The organism is Pseudomonas sp. P2S-1, assembly GCF_057197725.1.
In genome coordinates this window covers 1665392-1686425 of sequence record NZ_CM170068.1, presented here as the reverse complement: position 1 = coordinate 1686425, position 21034 = coordinate 1665392, and the positions used below count along the sequence as shown (strand labels likewise).

19 protein-coding genes are annotated in these 21034 nt (G+C 64.7%); 6 read left to right on the top strand and 13 right to left on the bottom strand.

Features of this window, described 5'->3' with window-relative positions; translation table 11 throughout:
* The first annotated feature begins 99 nt into the window (after nucleotides 1–99).
* The 3 genes from AC2CQI_RS07470 (at nucleotide 100) to AC2CQI_RS07460 (ending at nucleotide 2662) form a co-directional block, all read left to right on the top strand.
* A complete protein-coding gene (locus AC2CQI_RS07470) occupies nucleotides 100–1107 on the top strand; it encodes a methionine ABC transporter ATP-binding protein (RefSeq protein WP_484579741.1) in 1008 nt (335 codons plus the stop codon).
* 203 nt (nucleotides 1108–1310) lie between these two features.
* Nucleotides 1311–2237 (top strand): DUF6402 family protein, encoded by a 927-nt coding sequence (locus AC2CQI_RS07465; protein ID WP_484579740.1) that lies wholly within the window; start codon nucleotides 1311–1313, stop codon nucleotides 2235–2237.
* A complete protein-coding gene (locus AC2CQI_RS07460) occupies nucleotides 2234–2662 on the top strand; it encodes a hypothetical protein (protein ID WP_256721168.1) in 429 nt (142 codons plus the stop codon). Before AC2CQI_RS07465 ends, AC2CQI_RS07460 begins: the two co-directional genes overlap by 4 nt.
* Before the next feature lie 251 nt (nucleotides 2663–2913).
* Here the strand turns inward: AC2CQI_RS07460 and ssuD are convergent, their stop codons facing one another.
* The 4 genes from ssuD to msuE all read right to left on the bottom strand — a co-directional run bounded on the left by ssuD (nucleotide 2914) and on the right by msuE (nucleotide 6990).
* A complete protein-coding gene (gene ssuD, locus AC2CQI_RS07455) occupies nucleotides 2914–4050 on the bottom strand; it encodes an FMNH2-dependent alkanesulfonate monooxygenase (RefSeq protein WP_484579739.1) in 1137 nt (378 codons plus the stop codon).
* A 63-nt stretch (nucleotides 4051–4113) separates the two neighbouring features.
* Entirely contained in the window at nucleotides 4114–5214 is a 1101-nt protein-coding gene (locus tag AC2CQI_RS07450) for a sigma-54 interaction domain-containing protein (RefSeq protein ID WP_484579738.1), read from the bottom strand.
* Between the two features lie 9 nt (nucleotides 5215–5223).
* Nucleotides 5224–6408 carry an acyl-CoA dehydrogenase family protein gene (locus AC2CQI_RS07445; protein WP_075805010.1) on the bottom strand — a complete coding sequence of 395 codons (1185 nt, stop codon included), beginning with the start codon at nucleotides 6406–6408 and terminating at the stop codon, nucleotides 5224–5226.
* Between the two features lie 15 nt (nucleotides 6409–6423).
* A complete protein-coding gene (msuE, locus tag AC2CQI_RS07440) occupies nucleotides 6424–6990 on the bottom strand; it encodes an FMN reductase (protein WP_484579737.1) in 567 nt (188 codons plus the stop codon).
* Nucleotides 6991–7334: 344 nt separating this feature from the next.
* Here msuE and AC2CQI_RS07435 point away from each other — a divergent pair, with 344 nt between their 5' ends.
* On the top strand, nucleotides 7335–7727 hold the full coding sequence (locus tag AC2CQI_RS07435; protein WP_075805012.1) for a DUF4280 domain-containing protein: 393 nt from the start codon (nucleotides 7335–7337) through the stop codon (nucleotides 7725–7727).
* Nucleotides 7728–7847: 120 nt separating this feature from the next.
* Here AC2CQI_RS07435 and AC2CQI_RS07430 read toward each other — a convergent pair whose 3' ends face one another.
* From AC2CQI_RS07430 to tssB, 9 genes are all read right to left on the bottom strand, one after another.
* Complete coding sequence (locus AC2CQI_RS07430) at nucleotides 7848–8390, bottom strand: toxin-antitoxin system YwqK family antitoxin (protein ID WP_484579736.1); 543 nt, start codon at nucleotides 8388–8390, stop codon at nucleotides 7848–7850.
* The gene (tssI, locus tag AC2CQI_RS07425) at nucleotides 8387–10393 is read right to left on the bottom strand and encodes a type VI secretion system tip protein TssI/VgrG (protein WP_484579735.1); all 2007 of its coding nucleotides are present in this window, start codon (nucleotides 10391–10393) and stop codon (nucleotides 8387–8389) included. Before tssI ends, AC2CQI_RS07430 begins: the two co-directional genes overlap by 4 nt.
* An 82-nt stretch (nucleotides 10394–10475) precedes the next feature.
* Complete coding sequence (tssH, locus tag AC2CQI_RS07420; protein ID WP_484579734.1) at nucleotides 10476–13034, bottom strand: type VI secretion system ATPase TssH; 2559 nt, start codon at nucleotides 13032–13034, stop codon at nucleotides 10476–10478.
* Between the two features lie 2 nt (nucleotides 13035–13036).
* Nucleotides 13037–14062 (bottom strand): type VI secretion system baseplate subunit TssG, encoded by a 1026-nt coding sequence (gene tssG, locus AC2CQI_RS07415; protein ID WP_484579733.1) that lies wholly within the window; start codon nucleotides 14060–14062, stop codon nucleotides 13037–13039.
* The gene (tssF, locus tag AC2CQI_RS07410; RefSeq protein ID WP_484579732.1) at nucleotides 14026–15828 is read right to left on the bottom strand and encodes a type VI secretion system baseplate subunit TssF; all 1803 of its coding nucleotides are present in this window, start codon (nucleotides 15826–15828) and stop codon (nucleotides 14026–14028) included. Before tssF ends, tssG begins: the two co-directional genes overlap by 37 nt.
* Complete coding sequence (gene tssE, locus AC2CQI_RS07405) at nucleotides 15812–16249, bottom strand: type VI secretion system baseplate subunit TssE (protein ID WP_484579731.1); 438 nt, start codon at nucleotides 16247–16249, stop codon at nucleotides 15812–15814. The genes tssF and tssE overlap by 17 nt, the downstream gene beginning before the upstream one ends.
* A gap of 12 nt (nucleotides 16250–16261) precedes the next feature.
* A complete protein-coding gene (locus AC2CQI_RS07400) occupies nucleotides 16262–16759 on the bottom strand; it encodes an Hcp family type VI secretion system effector (protein ID WP_075805019.1) in 498 nt (165 codons plus the stop codon).
* Nucleotides 16760–16838: 79 nt separating this feature from the next.
* The gene (gene tssC, locus AC2CQI_RS07395; RefSeq protein ID WP_484579730.1) at nucleotides 16839–18332 is read right to left on the bottom strand and encodes a type VI secretion system contractile sheath large subunit; all 1494 of its coding nucleotides are present in this window, start codon (nucleotides 18330–18332) and stop codon (nucleotides 16839–16841) included.
* A gap of 58 nt (nucleotides 18333–18390) precedes the next feature.
* On the bottom strand, nucleotides 18391–18969 hold the full coding sequence (gene tssB, locus AC2CQI_RS07390; RefSeq protein ID WP_075805021.1) for a type VI secretion system contractile sheath small subunit: 579 nt from the start codon (nucleotides 18967–18969) through the stop codon (nucleotides 18391–18393).
* A gap of 201 nt (nucleotides 18970–19170) precedes the next feature.
* Here tssB and AC2CQI_RS07385 point away from each other — a divergent pair, with 201 nt between their 5' ends.
* Together AC2CQI_RS07385 and tssK are read left to right on the top strand one after the other, a co-directional pair.
* On the top strand, nucleotides 19171–19641 hold the full coding sequence (locus AC2CQI_RS07385) for a type VI secretion protein (RefSeq protein ID WP_484579729.1): 471 nt from the start codon (nucleotides 19171–19173) through the stop codon (nucleotides 19639–19641).
* A gap of 48 nt (nucleotides 19642–19689) precedes the next feature.
* A complete protein-coding gene (gene tssK / locus AC2CQI_RS07380; RefSeq protein ID WP_484579728.1) occupies nucleotides 19690–21030 on the top strand; it encodes a type VI secretion system baseplate subunit TssK in 1341 nt (446 codons plus the stop codon).
* The last annotated feature ends 4 nt before the right edge of the window (nucleotides 21031–21034 follow it).

Genomic DNA, 21034 nt, shown 5'->3' with positions numbered 1-21034 from the left:
CCAGCTCCCACAGGGTCCGCGTGCGCCGCTGGACCTGTGGGAGCTGGCTTGCCAGCGATAGGGCCCTCAGCAACAACACAACAATCCCGGACCCTCCCCATGACCAGCTTCCCCCCGGAATCCCTCACCACCCACCTGCACCTCCAGGGCATCGGCAAGCGCTATGGCAGCCTCACCGCCCTGGCCGACATCGACCTGCAGATCCACCGCGGCGAGATCTTCGGCATCATTGGCCGCAGTGGCGCCGGCAAGTCCTCCTTGCTGCGCCTGATCAACCGCCTGGAAACCCCGAGCGCCGGCCAGGTCCTGATCAACGGCCAGGACATCGCCCGGCTGACCAGCGCCGAACTGCGCCCGCTGCGCCGCCAGGTGGCGATGATCTTCCAGCACTTCAATCTGCTCGCCACCCGCACCGTCGCCGAGAACATCGAGCTGCCGTTGCAGATGGCTGGTGTCCCGGCGGCGGAGCGGACGCGCAAGGTCGAGGAATTGCTGCAACTGGTCGGCCTCGGCGAGCGCCGCGATGCGTACCCGGCGCAGCTTTCCGGTGGCCAGAAACAGCGGGTCGGTATTGCTCGGGCGCTGGTTCTCGACCCGCAGATCCTGCTCTGCGACGAAGCCACCTCGGCCCTCGATCCGGAAAGCACCCAGGCGATCCTGCAACTGCTGCGGGATATCAACCGGCGCCTCGGACTGACCATCGTGCTGATCACCCATGAGATGGAAGTCATCCGCGATCTCTGCCATCGGGTCGCCGTGCTCGAGCGCGGACAAGTGGTGGAGCAGGGCGAGGTCTGGCGGGTGTTCGGTGATCCGCAGCATGAGGTCAGCCGGATCCTGCTGGCGCCGTCGGAGCATCGTGAGGCGGTCGAGGTGGCGGGGGAGCAGGTGCTGGATCTGCACTACACCGGCGAGCATGGGCTGGAGCCGGATCTGGCGGCGCTGAGCAAGGCGCTGCCGGGGTTGCGGTTGTTGCACGGTGGGGTGGAGCGGATCCAGGGCCGGGCGCTGGGGCGGTTGCGGGTGGCGGTCAAGAGTGGCGATCTCGAGCGCGTTCAGATGCTGGCAGATCGAGTGGATGAGGTTCAGATTGCGCGTTACTTGTAGGCGGGCGCCGGCAAGCTACGGCTGAATCAAAAAGTCAGACGTTTCTGCTTAATCCTTCAGATTTGCCCTACTTATTTACCAACGCATTGCTTCCATGATCTGGCTCGATTGGATGGCACCAAATAACGACGAGGCCTACAGCACCCTTGCTATCCATGTGCAAACCACCAGCAGCGGCCCGTCGCCAGATCTGGAGTAGCTTCATGTCGTTAAAAGATTTCCAGCAAGCCACAGCCTTGGGCCCTGATGCTCTGTTTCTCCTGGAGGGTGTCACGCTGGATACCCTGCCGGGCAGAGACCATCCACCCAAGCAGATCGTCATCCACGCCCTGCCTCTGTCAAAAGTCCCGGTGGCCATGCGCAAGATGAATTGGCACACCGCGGCAGCCTTGATGCAGCGTTGGTTCGACAGCCCCGCATGGCAAATGCCGGAGGCGTGGAAGGAGGAGAAAACCAGGCCTGATCCCATGACCCTGACGCGAGCTCATTGCGATGAGGGCATCGTGAAGATGAGTTGGGCGATGGGGTTCGCGCGTTGTCGGGAGGCTGTGTCCCTGGCAGCGTCAAGGATCCACACGCCGAATGGCGTTCAGCGGCTGAATGACCTTCTGATGAAGGCCGGATGGGACAGAAAGGCCCCCATCCGGCTCGGTGATTTGAATGCGACCGCTCGGGTACTCGATGTGACAGCCCAGGTAAACGTTGCGCCGTTAGGGAGTCTGTCCGACCCGCTGGACGACATGTACGGTGCGCTCGGGCAGGCGATAGTCAAGGTATGTGTCTCGGGCAGGGCCTTTGTCGAGCAAGAGCCAGGGAACCAGCGCTCGATCGGCTATTTCCAGGTGGAGCGGCTGGGGTTCTATATCCGGGATCACTATGACTTCAATGGCTTTCAGTTCTTGGGGATCTGGACACAGGACCAGATATTGAACCGCTCTGAATTGATAGAGGTTGCGACAGGTGGAAGTGCCCCGATTTTCGAACTCGGTGATACAGCCTTCGCTTCGGTAACAAACGGTGACTTCAGGAAGTATCGGGATGGGGTTGGAATGGGCGGAGACTTCCTCCTTTACTCCGATGTTCTGTGGGTCGAAACCGACCAGATCATCAACCTGGGACCGGTATCGTGAACCGAACTTCCCGAGCTATTGCGCTCGCCATCGCAATCTCGGCAGCCCTTTGGGCTGCTTCTGGATGGTGGGAAAAAGGCTTGGCGACACAATGGGACGAGATCAGCAGCCCCAACGGCTGCTACCGACTGCAAAGTCTGAAGCCGTTCTGGGTTCTGCCCGATATTTTCCATCCCCGTGCAGATCCCAATGAAGATGTTCCAGCACAAAGATGGCCGCTGTGGAAATACCCGGGCTTCTATCGTCTTTACGATAACCGCACGGGAGAGCTGTTAGGGGAAAGCAAGATCTACGACCTGGCTCAGGCCAGTGGAACAATCAACTGGGGAGTGAGCGGTGAGGTGTATGCCGGGTTGATTCATGTCGGTCCCAATGCTCCAGACTGCATCTATGACCAACCGGTAAAACCAGGGCGCAACCAGTAAGTACAAAGATTCTGCAATCAGGCTCATCGCCGGCAATGCAGCTTTCCACAAGGTTTGACGGCATACGCGATACCTGTTGAAGTCCACCCTGCCTGAAAGACTGGGCGGACTCCCATAGTGACCGTGTGCACCGCGAACCCTGTGGGAGCTGGCTTGCCAGCGATGAGGCCAGTGGTTTCACCCCAGATTCAACAGCGTGACGTCAGGCGTCTCCAGGTGTCCATAGGCCGGACGGCAGCGCAACTCGACCCTCATGCCGCCTGCTCCTTGCCCTTCCCCGCACGAATATCGAACGCTCCACCGGTAAAGGCGCCATCCACGGTGACCTTGCCCTTGCCCGGCAGCAGCGGGAAGACCAGTTCGGCGAAGCGGTAGGCTTCTTCCAGATGCGGATAGCCGGACAGCACGAAGCTGTCGACACCCAGTTCGGCGTACTCCAGCAGGCGCGCGGCGATAGTCTCGGCATCACCCACCAACGCAGTGCCGGCACCGCCACGCACCAGGCCAACCCCGGCCCAGAGGTTCGGCGCCACTTCCAGCTTGTTGCGGTCACCGCCATGCAGCGCGGCCATGCGTCGCTGGCCCTCGGAGTCCATCTTCGCGTAGTTGGCCTGGGCGGCAGCGATGGTGGCGTCGTCGAGGTGGCTGATCAGTTCGTCGGCCGCGGCCCAGGCGGCCTCGTTGGTTTCACGGACGATCACGTGCAGGCGCACGCCGAAACGTACGCTCCGGCCATGCTTCGCGGCACGGGCTCGCACATCGGCGATCTTTTCGGCCACGGCGGCAGGCGGCTCGCCCCAGGTCAGGTAGGCATCCACATGCTTGGCCGCCAGTTCATGCGCAGCCGGCGAAGAACCACCGAAGTACAGCGGCGGGTACGGCTGCTGCACCGCTGGGAAGAAGTTCTGCGCGCCCTCGACCTTGAGGTGCTTGCCCTCGAAGTCGACGTTCTCGCCCTGCAGCAGGCGGCGCCAGATGGTGAGGAACTCGTCCGAGGCTTCGTAGCGCTCGTCATGCTTGAGGAACACGCCGTCGGCCGCCAGTTCGGTGGCATCGCCGCCGGGCACCACGTTGAGCAGCAGGCGGCCGTTGCTGGCCTGGTCCAGGGTGGCGGCCTGGCGCGCCGAAGCCGTGGGGTTGCCGAGGGACGTACGCAGCGCCACCAGCAGCTTGATGCGCTGGGTCACTGGCACCAGGCTGGCGGCGGTGACCCAGGGGTCCAGGCAACTGGTACCGGTGGGAATCAGCAGGCCGTCGTAGCCAAGCTGGTCGGCGGCCACGGCGATCTGGCGCATATAGGCGTTGGTTGCCGGCCGGCCGCTGGCGGAGTGACCGAGGTAGCGGGTGTCGCCGGAAGTCGGCAGGAACCAGAAAATATCGAGACTCATTGCAGTGTCCTTGTTGCCATCGTTGAGTGGTAGGCACGCGTAGCAGGTTCTGTTTCTAGGAATTCAGATCGACAGGTTGATCACCCGGCCATCGAAGCCACCGGGGGCGGGACGGCGCTTGTTGACCACCAGTTCGCCGATGCGGATCAGGTGGGTGCGGGTGATGTTGCGCGACAGCCCGAGCAACTGCGCGGTATGCACCTGGTTGTAATGGCAGAAGTGGTAGGCGGCACGCAGCAGGGCGTCCTCGACCTTTTCATGCAGGCCTTCGCCCTGTTCCTCGAACAGTTGCAGCAGGGCACGCTGGAGCAGTTCGTCGGCGCTTTCCTGGCGCGGCCGGTTGTCGTTCTCGCGCTCGATGCGCAGGTTCGACAGGTGCAGGTCCTCGGCGCGGATCACCTGGTCGCGGCACAGCAGCAGGGTGTGGTGGATGACGTTTTCCAGCTCGCGGATATTCCCCGGCCAGTCGTAGCTGGCCAGGCGCTGGCGGGCTTCGTCGCTGAGGCTGACCTCGGCGTAACCCAGGCGCCGGCTGTATTCGGCGATGAAATGGCGGGCCAGCGGCAGGATGTCGCCCGGCCGCTCGCGCAGCGGGTGCAGTTGCAGGCTGACCACGTTCAGGCGGTAGTACAGGTCCTCGCGGAAATGCCCGGCATTGATGGCTTTCTCCAGCTGCACGTTGGTCGCCGCCAGCACCCGCACATTGATCGGGATGCTCTTGCGCGAGCCCAGACGCACCACCTCGCGCTCCTGCAACACCCGCAGCAGCTTGACCTGGATCGGCATCGGCAGGTCGCCGATCTCGTCGAGGAACAGGGTGCCGCCGTCGGCTTCCTCGAACCAGCCGGCCTTGGCCGCGAGGGCGCCGGTGAAGGCGCCTTTTTCGTGGCCGAACAGCTCGGCCTCCACCAGCGACTCGGAAAACGCCCCGCAGTTGACCGCCACGAACGGCCCGTTGCGCCGCCCGCTGAGGTTATGGACATGCCGTGCCACCAGCTCCTTGCCGGTCCCGGTGGCGCCGATGATCAGCACGCTCGCCTCGCTGGGCGCGACCTGTTGCAGATGGGCCAGCAGCGCCTGCGAGCGCGGGTCTTCGAAGACCTGCGCGGTGGCGCGGATCGAGGTGGCCAGGGTCGGGGACGGGGGCAGGGTGAGCAGTTGCATGGGCGGGCCTTATGAGTAGAAGGTCGGGGTCGGGCGCGTACCGTTGAGCGCCCATTCGCCGAGCTCGTGGACGCGGTAGTCCACCGGGTCGTGCAGGGTCTGGGTGCGCAGGTTGCGCCAGTGCCGGTCGAAGCGCAGCGAGGCATGGGTGGCGCGGGCGCCGGTGACTTCGAACAGGCGGTTGCAGATGTCCAGGCCGTGGCGGGTCGCGGCGACCTTGGCGGTGCCGATGGCCAGGGCCAGTTGCCCGCGTTCCTCGGCACCCAGGCCGGTGCCCTTGGCCCAGGCCTTGTCGAGCAGTTCGGCGGCGCGCTCGATCAGCAGGCGCACGCTTTCCAGGCCGACCCAGAACTCGCCGTAGTGGCGCAGCACGTGGGGGTCTTCGCCACTGTGACGGGCGCTGGAGCGGAACCACGGGCGGCTTTCGTTGAGGGTGTACTGGCGCGCTTCGGCGAAGGCGCCTTCGGTGATACCGAGGAACAGGTTGGCGAAGTGCAGCTGGGCGATCAGCGGGCGCAGGCAGGCGAACGGCGTGCTCAGCGGGCCCGGATCGAGCAGCAGTTCACCCTGCTCGATGCGCACCCGCTCGAAGGTGGCGCTGCCGCTGTCGGTCTGGCGCTGGCCGATATTGTCCCAGTCGCCATGCAGGGTGATGCCGCTGCGGGCGCTGGGTACGGCGGCGATCAGCAGCTTGCCGCCCGCGCTTTCGTCCACCGCCGAGGCGATGAGCATTTCCGAGTCGCTGGCGCCGGAGCAGAAGCTCTTCTTGCCGGAAAACTCGACCCAGCCATCGAAGCGCTTGACCACGGTGCGGGTGTCCAGCGGGTTGAGGGCATTGCCCCAGAACCAGTGCTTGCGCGCGGTCTGTTCGAACCATGGCTCCCATTGCTCGGGGCGCGAGAACAGGCGCACGGTGGCCAGCATCAGGTGCTGGAAGCCGAACACATGGGCAATGGAACTGTCGACCCGGGCGAACTCGCGGGTCACTTCCAGGGTTTCGCTCCAGCTGGCGCCGAGGCCGCCGTACTGGCTCGGGATCACCAGGCCGAGCAGGCCGCTGGCGCGCAGGGCATCGCGCTCGGCTTTCGGCGTGCCGCCGCGGGCATCGCGTTCGACGGCGGTGGCGGCGAAGCGGGTCGCCAGTTCGCGGGCGATTTGCAGTGGGGTTTGCAGGGCGTGTGAAGGCAGGGTCATGGTCCGTGTCCTGCCTCAGGCGATCTTGCGCAGGGCGCTGTCGGCCACGCCGCCCAGCACTGCGGCGGCCCGTTCGGCAGCCAGGGCGATACGCGCCTGGAGGGCCGGGCTGGTGATCTGGTAGTCAGTGAAATCGGCCTGGGAGGCATAGACGCCGATGGGCAGGGTCAGGGCCTGGAAGAAGCTGAACAGCGGGCGCAGCTGGTGATCGATGACCAGCGCATGGCGCTCGCTGCCGCCGGTGGCGGCGAGCAGTACCGGGGTATCGATCAGCGCGTCCTGGCCGATCAGGTCGAACAGGTGCTTGAACTGGCCCGGGTAGGAACCGCGGTAGACCGGGGCGGCGACGATCAGCAGGTCGGCCTGTTCGATGGCGACCAGTTGCGCCTCGACATCGGCGGGCAGTTCGCTGCGCGACAGGGCACCACCGACCGGGCGGGCAATATTGCCCAGCTCGATGATCTGGACGTTGAAGTCCAGGTGCTGGCCGAGGGCGCTGATCAGGGCTTCGGTCAGGACCAGGGTGCGCGAAGGGCGCCAGGCCCCACCGGAAACGGCGACGATGTTGAATGCGGTGCTCATGATTCGGATTCCTTGGCGGAGTGAGTTGCCTGGACAAGAGCAAGAGCCGTTCCAGTTTTCAAAAGCCTTTTGAATCAATGGGTTGTGATGGGTTTGTGAGGAGCCAGGGTGTTGCCCAGAGCGGCAACTGTTGCTGGGGTGTTGGTGGGTGAACAGTTGCCTGGCGAACAGTGGCTGGGTGAGGGGATTGTTGGAGGGGAGGGGTTATTCAGTCCAATTATTAATAAAGATAAATTAATAACTTTATTGAATATATGTCCGGGTGGCTTGATGAAGTTGAGGGAAATTTCCTACGGATAGGCTAGAGTCGAGCCCTTCGACTTCCACCCGGATGGAGCCACGCAATGTCCTGCCCCCAGGTCTGTACCGGTGCCTTGCTGCAATGCAGCTTCGGCGCCGCGCCATGCGCGCTGAATGTCCTGCCGGTCAACCGGGTCATGGTGGGGGGCGTGCCGGCGGCGAACATCATGGACCATATCCCGCTGGTGAATATTCCCACCTTCGGCATGTGCATGAGCATGGCCAACCCCATGGTCGCCGCGGCCACTGCCGCCGCGCTCGGGGTGCTGACGCCGATGCCGTGCATCCCGGCGACGTCTGCGCCCTGGATGCCGGGCGCGCCCACGGTGCTGCTGGGCAACATGCCGGCGCTGGATGCCAACAGCATGCTGATGTGCAACTGGGCGGGGGTGATCAAGATCAATTTTGCGGGGCAGGTGCAGACCTTGATTCCTTGAGTTGTCTTGAGGGCCTCATCGCTGGCAAGCCAGCTCCCACAGGTCTAGCGGTGCACGCGATCCCTGTGGGAGCTGGCTTGCCAGCGATGAGGCCCTCAAGGTCAAAACAGATCCCGGGCCTCACTCCGCCCCATTGGTCCACCACCACTTCAACCGCGAAACCGGCTTCCCCGCCGCATTCAGCGGCCGCCCGTCCTCGGCATACTTCTGCCCTGGATCCAGCGCCTGGCCATTGAGGTATTGCGCCCTCATCGCCAGCTTGCCATTGGGGTGATAACGCTGCTGCAAGCCCTCGCGCACGCCATGGTTGTACAGTTCGCGCTCGGCCACCGTCCCATCCGGGAAGTAGCTGACCGCCTCGCCATGCAACACGCCCCGGCGGTAGCCGGCCGAGCGCAGCAACTGGCCGTCCTCGCCATAGAACTGCGCCACCCCCTCCAGCTTGTCATTGCTGAAAGGCAGTTGCGCCGAGACCCGGCCATTGGCGTGGAAGGTCTGGCTGACCCCGTGCAACACCCCGCCGGCATAGTTGAGGTGGGCCTGGGACCGGGCGTTTTCCTCGATGCGCAGCGGGCCGTTGAGGTCGCCCTCCAGCAGCCGCCCGGTCAGGCGCGAGTCGCCGCGTTCAAGCTGGAAGGCATCACCCCTGGCGGTATTCTTCAATTGATCTTCACCAGGCCGCCCTTGATGGTCAGCATGCCGCCGCCATCCACCGTCTGTTCGGCACCGCCCTTGTTGGTCAGGCTGACCCCGGCATCGTTGGTCAGGGTGGTGCCGGCCTTGTTCTCCAGCGAGGTGCCGGCCTGGTTGGCGAAGGAAGTCCCGGCCTTCTGCGCGATGGACGTGCTGGCCTGCACCGCCAGGTCGGCACCGCTCTTGATGCTGAAGCTGGCACCGCTTTGCAGGGTAATGGCGCCAGTGACCTTGATGCTCAGGTCGCCATCGATGGTCAGGCTGTAGTTGCCGCTGACCTTGTCGGTGTAGTTGCCGCCGGTCTTGTGGGTCTGGTCGCCACCCACGGTGACGGTGCGGCTGTCCTTGACGTCGAGGCTGTCGCTGCCGGTCTGGATCGCCACCGTGCGCTTGCCCTTTTCCAGGGTGATGGTTTCGTCGCCTTCCTTGACCGTGCGGGTGCGGGCGTTCTTCACGGTCTGGGTCTCGTCATGGCCGATATCCACGGTCACGTCGTTGAGTACGTTGGTCTTGAAGTCCTTCTGCGCCTGCAGGAACACTTCCTCGGCGTCCTTCTTGTCCTCGAAGCGCAGGGCGTTGAAGCCGCCGCCGCCCTTCGACGAGTTGGTCATGATCCCGGACTGGGTCTGGTTGTCCGGCAGGGTCCAGGGCGGGGTGTTGTCGCCGTTGTACACGCAGCCGCTGACCAGCGGGCGATCCGGGTCGCCGTCAATGAAGGTGACGATCACTTCCTGGCCGACCCTGGGCACGAACTGCATGCCGAAGGCCTTGCCGGTCCAGGGCAGGACCACCCGGACCCAGCACGAGCTGGTTTCGTCGTTCTTGCCGTCGCGGTCCCAGGGGAACTGGATCTTGATCCGGCCGTGTTCGTCGGTCCAGATTTCCTCCCCGGACTTGCCCACCACCTTGGCCGTCTGGGTGTGCATGCGCGGTTTCGGCGTGACCCGTGGCGGGCGGTAGGCGGTGGCCTTGGGGATCGCCTCGAAACGGTTGCGGTAGTGCTGGTGGTCGACGTCGTGGGTCACCGAGGTCACCACCCAGTCGATGTTCAGGCTGGCGTCGTCGTGGTTGCCGAGGGTGAAGTAGTGGCCGGGCACCAGCCAGCGGCAGTCGCTCTCGCCGATAAAGCGCTGCTCCTGGCTGCGCAGGCCGTCGACCCGTTGCTTGGTCAGGGCATCGCCGCGGGCCTTTTCGATATAGCCGCCGGGGTGCTCGTAGAGGTTCAGCGGCCCGGACTTGGCCTCGGCCTGGCTGTACAGCTCGGTGGTGGGGGTGGCGAAGGTGTAGTCGCTGGCCGAATAGACCCCGGCCACCGCCTGCATCACCAATTGCCCGGAGCGGATTCCGTGCAGCTCGCGCACCCCCATCTCCTGGCCGATGTACTTGATCGCCGCGCCGTTGGGCAAGGCCGGGAAGGCGTCGTTGTTGTCGGCCAGGACCAGGGTATGCACGCCGTCTTGGTGGGTGAAGAACCAGAAGATGCCGTCTTCCTCCAGCAGCCGCGAGACGAAGGCGAAGTCGCTTTCGCCGTACTGCACGCAGTATTCCCGGGCGGTGTAGCTGCCGGTCAGGGACAGCTTGTAGTCGCTGAAGCCGTGGGCATCGAAGATCTTGCTGGCAATGTCCGAGGTGGTCAGGTTCTGGAACACCCGGTTGTTGCTGGCCAGGTTCAGCCACCACAGCCAGGGGCGCAACAGCAACTGGTAGCGGTCGGCGCTGGCATCGGCGGGCATCTGGCGGATTTCCGCGACCAGGCCGTCCAGCGGGCGCTGCTTGTCGTCGTTGTGCAGCACGGCGGTGACATGGCTGGCCACCGCATCGGTCAGGGTCAACGCCGTATCCGAGTGCCCACGCAACATCTGCATGCCCAGCCCGTTGAGCAGCTCGGTGCCACTCAGCGCCTCGGGGTAGAGGTCGCCGAGGGCACTGGCGCTAAGGGAGAGGCTGGTGGTGCTGTCGGTGGCGCGGGGCATCGAGGGCTCTCGGACAATCTGGCGGAAGCTGGGACTTTACACGGTCATGGCACTTTCACTGCGCTTTTACTCAAGTGCACACTTACTCAAGGGCCCACTCCGCCAGCTTCCCGGTGACCTGCTTCATCAGCACATTCTCGATATCCCGCGCCCCCGCGCCGCTGCATTTGGCGAGCACCGCCTTGACGATCCCGCGGTCGAAATCGAACTGCTTGCCGGTGGCGGCCTTGTAGCGGTCACGGAGTTTTTCCAGTTTGTGCAGGACAATGCCTTCCAGCGTGGCCTCGTCCAGCGGGTGATAGGGCACCACGGTCATCCGCGCCAGGAACGCCGGGCGGAAGGCCTGCAGCAGCACCTTGTGCAGGCGTTCGTTGAACACTTCGCCCTCCAGGTCGGCCTTGGCCGTGTCGAGGATCAGTTCGGCACCGACGTTGCTGGTGGCCAGCATCACGGTGTTCTTGAAGTCGACGATCAGGCCGCTGCCGTCCTCCATCACGCCCTTGTCGAAGACGTTGTAGAAGGCTTCGAGCACATCGGGGTGGGCCTTTTCGATCTCGTCCAGCAGCACCACGGAATAGGGCTTGCGGCGCACCGCTTCGGTGAGCACGCCACCGCTGCCGTAGCCGACATAGCCGGGCGGGGCGCCCTTGAGCTGGCTGACGGTGTGGGCCTCCTGGTACTCCGAGAGGTTGATGCTGATCAGGTTGCGCTCGCCGCCATACAGGGCATCGGCCAGGGCGTAGGCGGTTTCGGTCTTGCCGACCCCGGTGGGGCCGGGCAGAAGGAACACCCCCACCGGTTTCTGCGGGTCGGTGAGGCCGGCGCGGTAGGCCTGCAGGCGCTGGGCGATGGTGTCGAGGGCGACCTGCTGGCCCATGACCCGCTGCCCCATGCGCTGGCCGAGGGTACGCACGGCATGGGCTTCGTCGGCGAGCATCTTGCCCACCGGAATGCCGGTCCAGCCGGCGATCACCGCGGCGACGATCTTCGAGTCGACCTGTTCGGGCACCAGCGGATCGTCCTGGCGGATGGCATCGAGGCCCGCCTCCAGGCGCAGCAGCTCGGCGGCCAGGTAATCGATGCGGCTGTCGGTGTCCGGGTCGCGCTTGTCGCCGTCGGCATCGGCTTTTTCGCTGAGGGCCAGCAGCTCCTGGCGGGCGTCGAGCAGTTCGCGCACCGCTTCACGCTCTTCGCTCCAGCGGCTTTCCAGCTCGCGCATGGCGTCCTGGTTGACCAGCGATTCGCCTTCCAGGGTGGTGATGCGTTCACGGTGGTCCTGGCCGGTGGCCTGCTCGCGGCGCAAGCGTTCCAGTTCCTCGGTGAGGCTGTGCTGGCGATGGCGCAGGTGTTCCAGGGGCGGCGGTACGTCGTGCTGGCCGAGGGCGACCCGGGCGCAGGCGGTATCGAGGATGCTGATGGCCTTGTCCGGCAACTGGCGCCCGGAGATGTAGCGGTGCGACAGCTTCACGGCATCCTGGATCGCGCTGTCCAGCACCAGCACGCCATGGTGCTGCTCCAGCTTGGCGGCGATGCCCCGCAGCATCTGCACGCAGGTGGCTTCGCTCGGCTCTTCCACCTGGACCAGTTGGAAGCGCCGGGCAAGGGCCGGGTCTTTTTCGAAGTACTTTTTGTATTCCTGCCAGGTGGTGGCCGCCAGGGTCCGCAGCTCGCCGCGGGCCAGGGCCGGCTTGAGCAGGTTGGCCGCGTCGCTGCCGCCTTCGGCGCCGCCGGCACCGATCAGGGTGTGGGCTTCGTCGATGAACATGATGGTCGGCTGGGGTGCGCTGCGCACCGCGTCGATCACCCCCTTGAGGCGCTGTTCGAACTCGCCCTTGACCCCGGCGCCGGCTTGCAGCAAACCGAGGTCGAGGACCCGCAGGCAGACGTCTTGCAAGGCCGGCGGTACGTCGCCGGCGGCGATGCGCAAGGCCAGGCCTTCGACCAGCGCGGTCTTGCCCACCCCCGGCGCGCCGACCAGGATCGGATTGTTCTGGCGGCGGCGCAGGAGAATGTCGATGCATTGGCGGATCTCGCCTTCGCGACCGATGATCGGGTCGATGCGCCCGGCCCGGGCGTCGGCGGTGAGGTCCTGGGTGTATTGCTCCAACAGCGGGTCTTCGGCGCCTTTCGCCGTGCCCTTGCCGCGCTTGACTGGGATACTCTCGGCCAGTTGCTCGCGGGAACCACGGGTCAGCTCCTGGAACTGGCTGCGCAGGCGGTCGAGGGGGATCGCCAGCAGCGCGGCGGCGCTGTTGAGCAACTGGCTGCGCAGCTCTTCGCGTTCCAGCAGGGTCAGCAGCAACTGCCCGGAGCGGATGTGCTGCTGGCCGCCGCCGATGCTGGCCTGGAGCACGGTTTCCTTGAGCAGGTTGATGGTCTGCGCCGACAGCGACGGGGTCCGGGTATTGCCGCCCTTGAACAGTTCCAGGGCGCGGTTGATCTGTTCGGCCAGGGTGTCGCGCTCGACCTTGAAATGCGGCAGCAGCAAGGCCAGGTCACCGCCCTGGATTTCCAGCAGTTCGAGGAGGAAGTGTTCGATCTCGACGAAGTGGTGCCCGCGTTGCAGGCAGCGCTGCGCGGCCCGTTCCAGGGCGTCGCGGGTATCGGTGTTCAAGCATGCGATAAGGCTGCCGAGTTCCATGTTCAGTCCCTGGTCGGTGGGCGCAATCGGGTTTCGATGCGCTGGAGGTGATCCGCGTCGCCGTGGCGGCGCACGCCGTTGTTCCAGTTCAGGCGGGTGTTGTGCTGGCGGCCCAGGTGCAATACCGGCGCGCCCTTGATTTCCAGGACCAGGGTGCAATCCAGGTCGGGGCCGAAGTACAGCGCCGCAAGGTCGGCCAGTTGCTGGTGCACCGCGTTTTCGGGCAGCAGCGATTCGGCTTGCGCCGGTGTCAGCGGGCTGAAGGTCAGGGTGATGCCGGCATGTTCGTCCCAGATGTGTCTGCCGGCAATCGCGCTGCGCCCGAGCGCCAGGTTGCGCCGTCCACGCCCGAGTACGCTGCGGCTGCCCGTCGGGATTTCGCACCACGCGCCGGTGTAGGGGGCGATGCTCAGGGGCAAGCCGAAGTGATGGCGGACGATGGAGGTAAAGCCGGCCAGCGAGCGGCGGCCACCGGCGAGCAGGGCCGTGCGCGCCAGCACGGCGGCATCCGGCAGCTCCTGGCGGTCGCGCAGGCCCTGGGGCAGCAGGCCGCTGAGGGCGCGCAACTGCTGGTGGACCGGGCTGGCCTCGGGCCGGGCGAAGCCGAAGGCGATACGGTGCTTGCGCAGGGCCCGGTAGAGCAGGCTGAGCAGGCGGTGCTGGAACAGGTCGAGGAATTCCGCCGGGGCATGGTCGCGGGCCACGGCGCGTTGTTGCAGCCATTCCTGGAAGGCATAGGGCAATGGGCCGTCGGGGCCACCGAGGCCAAAGACCGGCGTACTCAGGATCGGCCGCGGGTCGTCGGGATCGTGGCTGATCTTCTCCACTTGGGCCACGGGGAATACCGGTGTCAGCGGGCCACGCAGGCGCACCGCCTCGTTTTGCGGGACGCTGCCACAGCCGAGGGAGGTGGCCTTGCGGTTCTCGTGTTCGAGGATCAGCAAGGCCTGAAGCAGCTCGAAGCCCTCGGGGCGCCCGCGCAGCGTCTCGCTCAGAGGCTCAGGGGCATGCCGGCTTGCGGGCTCCATGTCTTGATCTCCTTGGTGGCGTCGTCAGCGTCGACCAGTACCGTACTGATATAGCGGTTGGCGGTGGCATAGAGCGAGAAAAATTGCGCCAGTACGGCGGAAAACAGCACGGTGCTGTGCCCGGCGAAGTGCGTCGGGTCGAGCTGGATGCGCACTTCCAGGCCCTTGCGCCAGCCACGCCAGGCATCCTCGCCGACATGGGCGACACGACGTTCGCTGCCCAGGCTTTTCAGGCCGTCGATCTGCCGGCTGGCGCTGGCTTCGTTGCGCAGGTTGTGCAGGGTCAGCATCTCGCGCAGGGCATCGAGGGCCTGCGGGCCTTCCACCAGCGACAGGTGATTGAGGGTCAGTTGCGACACCAGGCGCCAGCGCGACTGGCCGTCGAGGCTGGGTTCGCCCTGGCTGCTGGGCGGATTGACCAGGCGTGCGCTGGCCGGTGCGCCGGGCCGTTCGAAGGACAGTTGGGTGCCGGCTGCCAGGCTTTGTGCCAGATGGCGGTTGGTGCACAGCAGGTCGGCACTGAGGGTGAAGTTCCAGGCCTGGGTCAGTGGATCGAAACCAGGGTCCACCAGGCTGATCATCATGTCCGTACCGATGCGATTCGCCGTCAGGCCACGGACCCGCCGGGCATGCCAGTACAGCTTCGCGTCGCTGCCATGCTGGCTGCCGTAGTACGGCGCCAGCGGGCGCACCACGCCGTCGGCGGACAGGCTGCGCAGGCTGCGGATGCTGTGGATTTCCACGCTGTTTTCGCGATGGCTGTCGGCGACCAGGCGGTATTCGCTGCTGCGGCCGTCCGGGCGCAGGGGCTCGGAGGTGCGGCGGAACAGGTTGATCGCCGGGGCGCAGCCGAGGGCGAAATCGCTGGACTGGAGGAACAAATGTGGCGGAATCGGCCGGTCGAAGACCAGGTACAGGTCCAGGCTGTTGCCCTCGATGTGCCGTGGGTCCAGGGGCACATCGAAAAAGTGGAATTTCTCCGGGAAGGCGAAGTATTCGGCCAGCAGTCGCAGGCCGGGGTGCACGCCATCTTCCTCGGGCAGCAGCGCCTCGTCGCCGGCGAAGCCGACCACTTGCGGCAGGCCGTCCAGGCGTTGCAGGCGCTCGCGGCCGTTGCCGTTGCAGACCGCGAGGGTGTGGGCGCCGAGCAGGTCGTAGAGGGTTGCATTGACCATGGGCGAGGCATCCAGATGCAGGCGCAGGCGCCGCAGCTCCAGGGCGCTCCACGGCGCCTTGCCCAGGCAGTCGATGCGCAGGCGCAAGGCCGAGGCGGCGTTGCGCAGGCCGGTTACCTCACGAGCCTCGTCGCCGCCGAGCAACACCGCCTCGCTGATCTGCAGCGGCCACAGGGTGACCTCGGCGCCGGTGCGGAAATGCAGGCTGTCGCCGCGGGTCGTGGTGACGAACAGCGGCGTGTCGCGGGGCAGGGTGTAGCCGCTGTCGAGCACGCCCTTGGTCAGGTCCGGCTCGAAGCGCACGATGGCGCAGGAGGGCAGGGGCCGCAGGGCCAGCGGATAAAGCTGTTCCAGCAGGGCGTCGCTGAATTCCGCGTAGTCGTCGTCGAGACGCCGTTGCAGACGCGCCGAGAGCAGCGAGAAGCCTTCCAGCAGACGCTCGATATGCGGGTCCTGGCTTTCTCCCGGGGACAGTTCCAGGCGCCGTGCCACCTTGGGGTAGCGGTTGGCGAAGGCGCTGCCGGCATTGCGCAGCCAGGTCAGTTCGCGTTGGTAATAGTTGAGCAGCAGCGGGTCAATCGAGTCGCTCATGGCTGACCTCCACCGCCGGATCGCCCTTGTCCAGGACAAAGGCCACCGGCCATTGCTGGCCAGCCTGGCGCAGCAGGCCGCTGACCAGGATATTCAGGCGCCGTGGCTGCCCGAGCACCTGGCGCACCTCGACCTCGCCCAGTTTCAGGCGCGGTTCGAAGTGACTGATAGCGGCGCGGACCTCCCTGGCGATACGCCGGCGATCGTCACTGTTGCTGGCCTGCAGGCCGCTCCAGTCGCCGATGCCGTAGTCCAGCACGGTGGGCGGCGTACTCAATGCCGGTCCCGCGCGGCGGCTGTTGAGCAGCCGCGTCAGTTCCTCGCGCACCGAGTCGGCCAGGGCCTGGCGGTCGAGCAGCGGCGCCTCGCCCGGGCTGTCGGCCAGACGTTCGAACAACAGGGGGCGCGAGGCGCTGGACATCTATCGTGAACCTCAGGCGCCGGCCTTGTTGAGAGTCATGTCCCAGCTGGTGCCCGCCACGCCTTCCTTGGTGCCGTCGTCCTTCTGGGTGGTCAGTTCCCACTTGATCTTGGTGAAGTTCAGGGAAATGGTTTCCACCGGCTTGCCACCGCTGCCGCCGCTGACGCTGACATTGGAGAGGACCACGTTGTCCAGGGTGTAGACGATGAAGGGCATGATCTGCCCGCTGCTCTCGGCGGCGTTGCGGCCGATGGTGATCTTGGCCTGGGTGATCGGCTTGCCCGAGACGCAGTACAGGTTGAGGTTGGGGGTCGAGGTGTCGATGAACTTGGTCAGGGTGAATTCGCCGACGAAGGGCTTGCCCGAGGTCCGCTCGGTGTTGCTGACGTCGTTGGTCACCTGCATGGCGACGTTATGGCTGTAGGACATGATCTCGATCTTGTCCTTGTAGCCCTCGATCAGCGAGTCACCTTTGATGTCGTCGCCCAGGTCCAGAATGATCGCATCCATCGCATGAAGCTCCTGCAGTCAGAAAATTCGAATGAAAAGAAGGGGAACACTCCCGCGGGCGTACCCGCGGGAGCCGGGGTCAGGCAGCGACCGGTGGTGGCAGGGTAGCGACCAGGCGGATCGAGGCGGTCAGCTCTTCCAACTGGAAGTGCGGCCGCAGGAACACCGTGGCCCGGTAGGCACCCGGCTTGCCGGCCACCTCGGTGACGTCGATGCGCGCTTCGCGCAGCGGGTACTGGGCCTTGATGTCCTGGGGCGCGTTGTCGTTGACCAGCACGTAGTCGGCGATCCAGTTGTTCAGATAGGTCTGCACGTTGTCGCGGGTCATGAAGCTGCCCACCTTGTCGCGCATGATCACCTTCAGGTAGTGAGCGAAGCGCGACGACGCCAGCACGTACGGCAGCATCGAGGAGATGCGCGCGTTGGCGTTGGCCTCGTTGGTGTTGTAGGCGCGTGGCTTGTTGGTGGTCTGGCCGCCGAAGAACACCGCGGTGCCGGTGTTTTTCTTGTGGCACAGGGCGATGAAGCCGAGGTCGTTCAGCTCTTTCTCGCGGCGGTCGGTGATCGCTACTTCGGTCGGGCACTTCAGGGTCAGGTCGCCGGAGGCGGTCTTGAAGGTGTGCTGTGGCAGGTTGGTCAGCGCACCGCCACTTTCGGCGCCACGGATCGCCGCGCCCCAGCCGAACTTGGCATAGGCGTCGGTCAGGCGGCGGGCCAGGGCCCAGGCGGCATTGCCCCAGAGGTAGTGGCTGCCGTCGGCCTTGCTGACGTTCTCGCTGAAGTTCATGCCTTCCACCGGCAGGGTGTCCGGGCCGTAAGGCAGGCGCAGGAGGAAGCGCGGCAGGACCAGGGACACGTAGCGCGAGTCCTCGGTGTTGCGGAAATCACGCCATGGGCCCAGTTCCAGGCTTTCGAAGACCTTGGCCAGGTCCTTCGGTACGCCGAGGTCGTTGAACTGCTTCATGTCGAACAGCAGCGGGCTGGCCGCGGAAATGAACGGCGCATGGGCGGCTGCGGCGACTTCCGAGAGCTTGCCCAGCAGGGCGATATCCTGCGGGTGGCGACCGAAGTAGTAGTCACCCACCAGCACGCTGAACGGATGCCCGCCGAAGGTACCGTACTCGTCCTCGTAGATCTTCTTGAACAGGACGGTCTGGTCGAAATCGATGGCGCGGGTCAGGTCTTTCTTCAGGTCATCCTGGGAGACGTTGAGCAGGCGCAGTTTCAGGCGGGTACTGGTCTCGGTGTTGCTGACCAGCATATGCAGGCCGCGCCAGGAGGATTCGAGCTTCTGGAAGGCCTCGTCGTGGAGGATTTCGTTGAGCTGGTCGCCGATCAAGCGGTCGATCTGCTCGATGCGGTTGTTGATCAGGGCGCGGGTGTCAGGGTCCTGGCCCTGGTTGACGGCGAGGGCCTTGTCGAGGACCTGGCTGGCGAACTCGGCGATCATGTTCTGGGCGTAGGTCTTCTGACTTTCGTCATGAACGATCTGGCCTTCCTTGATGATCTTTTCCAGCAGGGTCAGGGTCTGGGTGCTGCCTTCGCTTTGGTTCTCGGTGCTGGACGCGGGCATGGTGAAGTCTCCGGGTGCAAAGGGAATGATCGGGCGTGCGAATCAGGCGTCGGACCGGTTACTCGGTCTTCGGCTCGGGGCTGTCGCCGGAATCCGCTGCGTCTTTCTGCTCATCCGGGGTTGCGTCGGTCTTGCCGGTGCTGGCGCCGGAGCCGGCGGCCTTGATCTCTTCGAGGTCCTTCTGGGTGCCAGCCAGGACTTCCTTGAGCAACTCGTCCAGGCGGTCGTTGCCGTCGAGCTTGGTCAGCAGGTCGCGCAGGCGCTCACGGGCTTCGAACAGCACCTTGAGGGCCTCGACCTTTTTCACCACGTTGACCGGGTCGAAGTCTTCGATCGATTCGAATTGCAGCTTGGCACTGAGAGGGGAGTTGCCACCGCTGAGGGTGTTCTTGACGTTGACGGTGACGCTGGGTTTGATCGAACTCAGGACCTGGTTGAAGTTGTCGCTGTCGATCTCGACGAAGCGACGCTCGTTCAGCTTGTCCGGGTTGGGGGTGGCGCCGGAAAGGTCGGCGAGGATGCCCATGACCAGCGGCAGCTCCTTTTTCTCGATGGCGTTACCGGTTTCTACGTCATAAGTGATCTGCACGCGAGGCGGGCGGACCCGGTCCAGCTTGTGCTGAATACTCTCTTCCATAGTGGCTGACTCCGATGCAGAAGGCGGGCGCAATGCAACGGTTTCCCACTGATCGCATTCCCTTGCTTAGACCGCGGGCCGGACACACTCGCGTTGGAGGATCCTGTTTTCCGCAATCACCTCAATTCGTCATGGTGGCGAATTGGCATGGATGCTATAACAGGCATCCGGAAATGCAAATAAAACTTTTCTTGGATCATTATGCGTCTTAAAAAGTTCATGTTTTTCAAGATTATGCTGGTACTTTTGGGCCTCGCCGGGATGGGCGGGTGCGCATATTTTGGATCCAAGGTTAGTGTCGACGGAGTTACCCTCGATGTTGCTTTGCGTGCAAATGATGACTCGCCGATTGCGGTCGACTTTATTGCGGTCAACGATAATGATTTGCTGACAAAGTTGTCAGGACTGACAGCAAAACAATGGTTTGCAAGTCGCGATCAATATCAGCGGGATTTTCGTCAATATCTTTATGTCTGGGGCCTGGAACTGGTACCGGGTCAGTTGATTGAGTCGTCAACTTTCCCGCTTGATGGAAAACCTTCGGTGGGACTTCTGGCCTTTGCCAATTACCAGAGTGCGGGCGCCCATCGCCTGCGCCTGGAAGACCAGCGCAGCATTCGCTTGAAATTCGATGCGCGCGAGATGACCCTGCTCGACCAGAACCTGCGCTAAGCACCCCGGGTGCGGCCAGATGCCAAATACAGGATGTCAAGGGAACCTATGAGCGTGCGACCTGATGTGGTTTGCTGGTACGAAGGCATGCAACTGCTGCCCCAGCATTTTCAGTTGCAAGGGATGCGGGCCGAAGCCATCGCCGCGCACCTGGCCCGGGCCGCCAATCCCTGGTTCTGGGGGGTGACGCAACTGTCCTGGGAGTTGCCTGCGCTGGTCGCCGGCAAGCTGCGCATCCTCAGCCTGGAAGCCACGTTGCCCGATGGCATGCCGATCAGCCTCGAGGCCGGTGAGGGCGGCCTGCCCGAGTTCGATCTGGCCGAGGTGGTCGCGGCTGCGCCGGATGCCGCCGTTACCTTGTACCTGGCGGTCAGTCCACTGTGGCAAGGCCAGCGCCTGCGTGCCCTGGACGGCCGCTGGCGCTCGGAACTCAGCGAGCCGGTGCCGAACCTCGACAACAACCTCGATGACGAGCGCATCACGGTGTGGAAACCCCATCCGCGGCTGGTCACCGATGCCAACAAGGCCGACACCGTGTGCCTGCCGCTGCTGCGCATCAGCAAGGCCGATGGTGGTTACCAGGTGATGAATGACTTCATTGCGCCGACGCCGCGCATCCTCCCCGAGTCGCCCCTGGGCCAGCGCGTCTTCCAGCTCTGCGCGATGATCCGCGAGAAATGCGTGTTCCTCGGCAAGCGCCTGCAGGCCGTGCAACTGGAGGGCGATGCCGGCAGCGCCGACGACCTGCGCCGGCAATCGGCCGCGCTGTGGGCGCGCCTGCCGGAAATCGAGGGCGCCCTGAACAGCCGCATCGCCACGCCTCAGGGGCTGCATGGGCTGTTGCTGGGCATGGCCGGTAGCTGGTCGGTACTGGATCCGGCCAAGGGCGTGCCGGCCTTTGCGCCGCTGGATTTTCTCGATCTGTACCGCGGCTACAACGAAGTGCTGCGCTGGATGGAGCAGGTGCTGGGCAAGCTGCGCCTGGGCTATCGCAGCGTGCCGTTCGAGCAGAAAGGCAATGTCTACGAGGTGCAGTTGCCCTCGACCGAAGCCAGCCAGACCCTGGTCATTGGCCTGCGCATGCCGGCCGGTTCGCCGGAGGAAGATGCCCGCCTGTGGCTGGGCCGCACCATCATCGCCACCGCCGCCCAGGTTGCCGAACTGGCGCGCCAGCGCCGTCCGGGCCTGGCGCAGAACCCCATGAGCCGCAAGGAGCAGGTGGCCTACGGGGTCGGCGACGATACCCGCCTGTTCGTGATCGAGGCCGAGGGTCTGGGCTTCGATCCGCAACTGCCGTTGCAGATCGTTTCCACCGGCTCGGGGGAGACCTTCCGGCCCTGGCAGATCGTTCTGCTGATCGACGACCACCACGAAGAACAAGACGCCTGACACG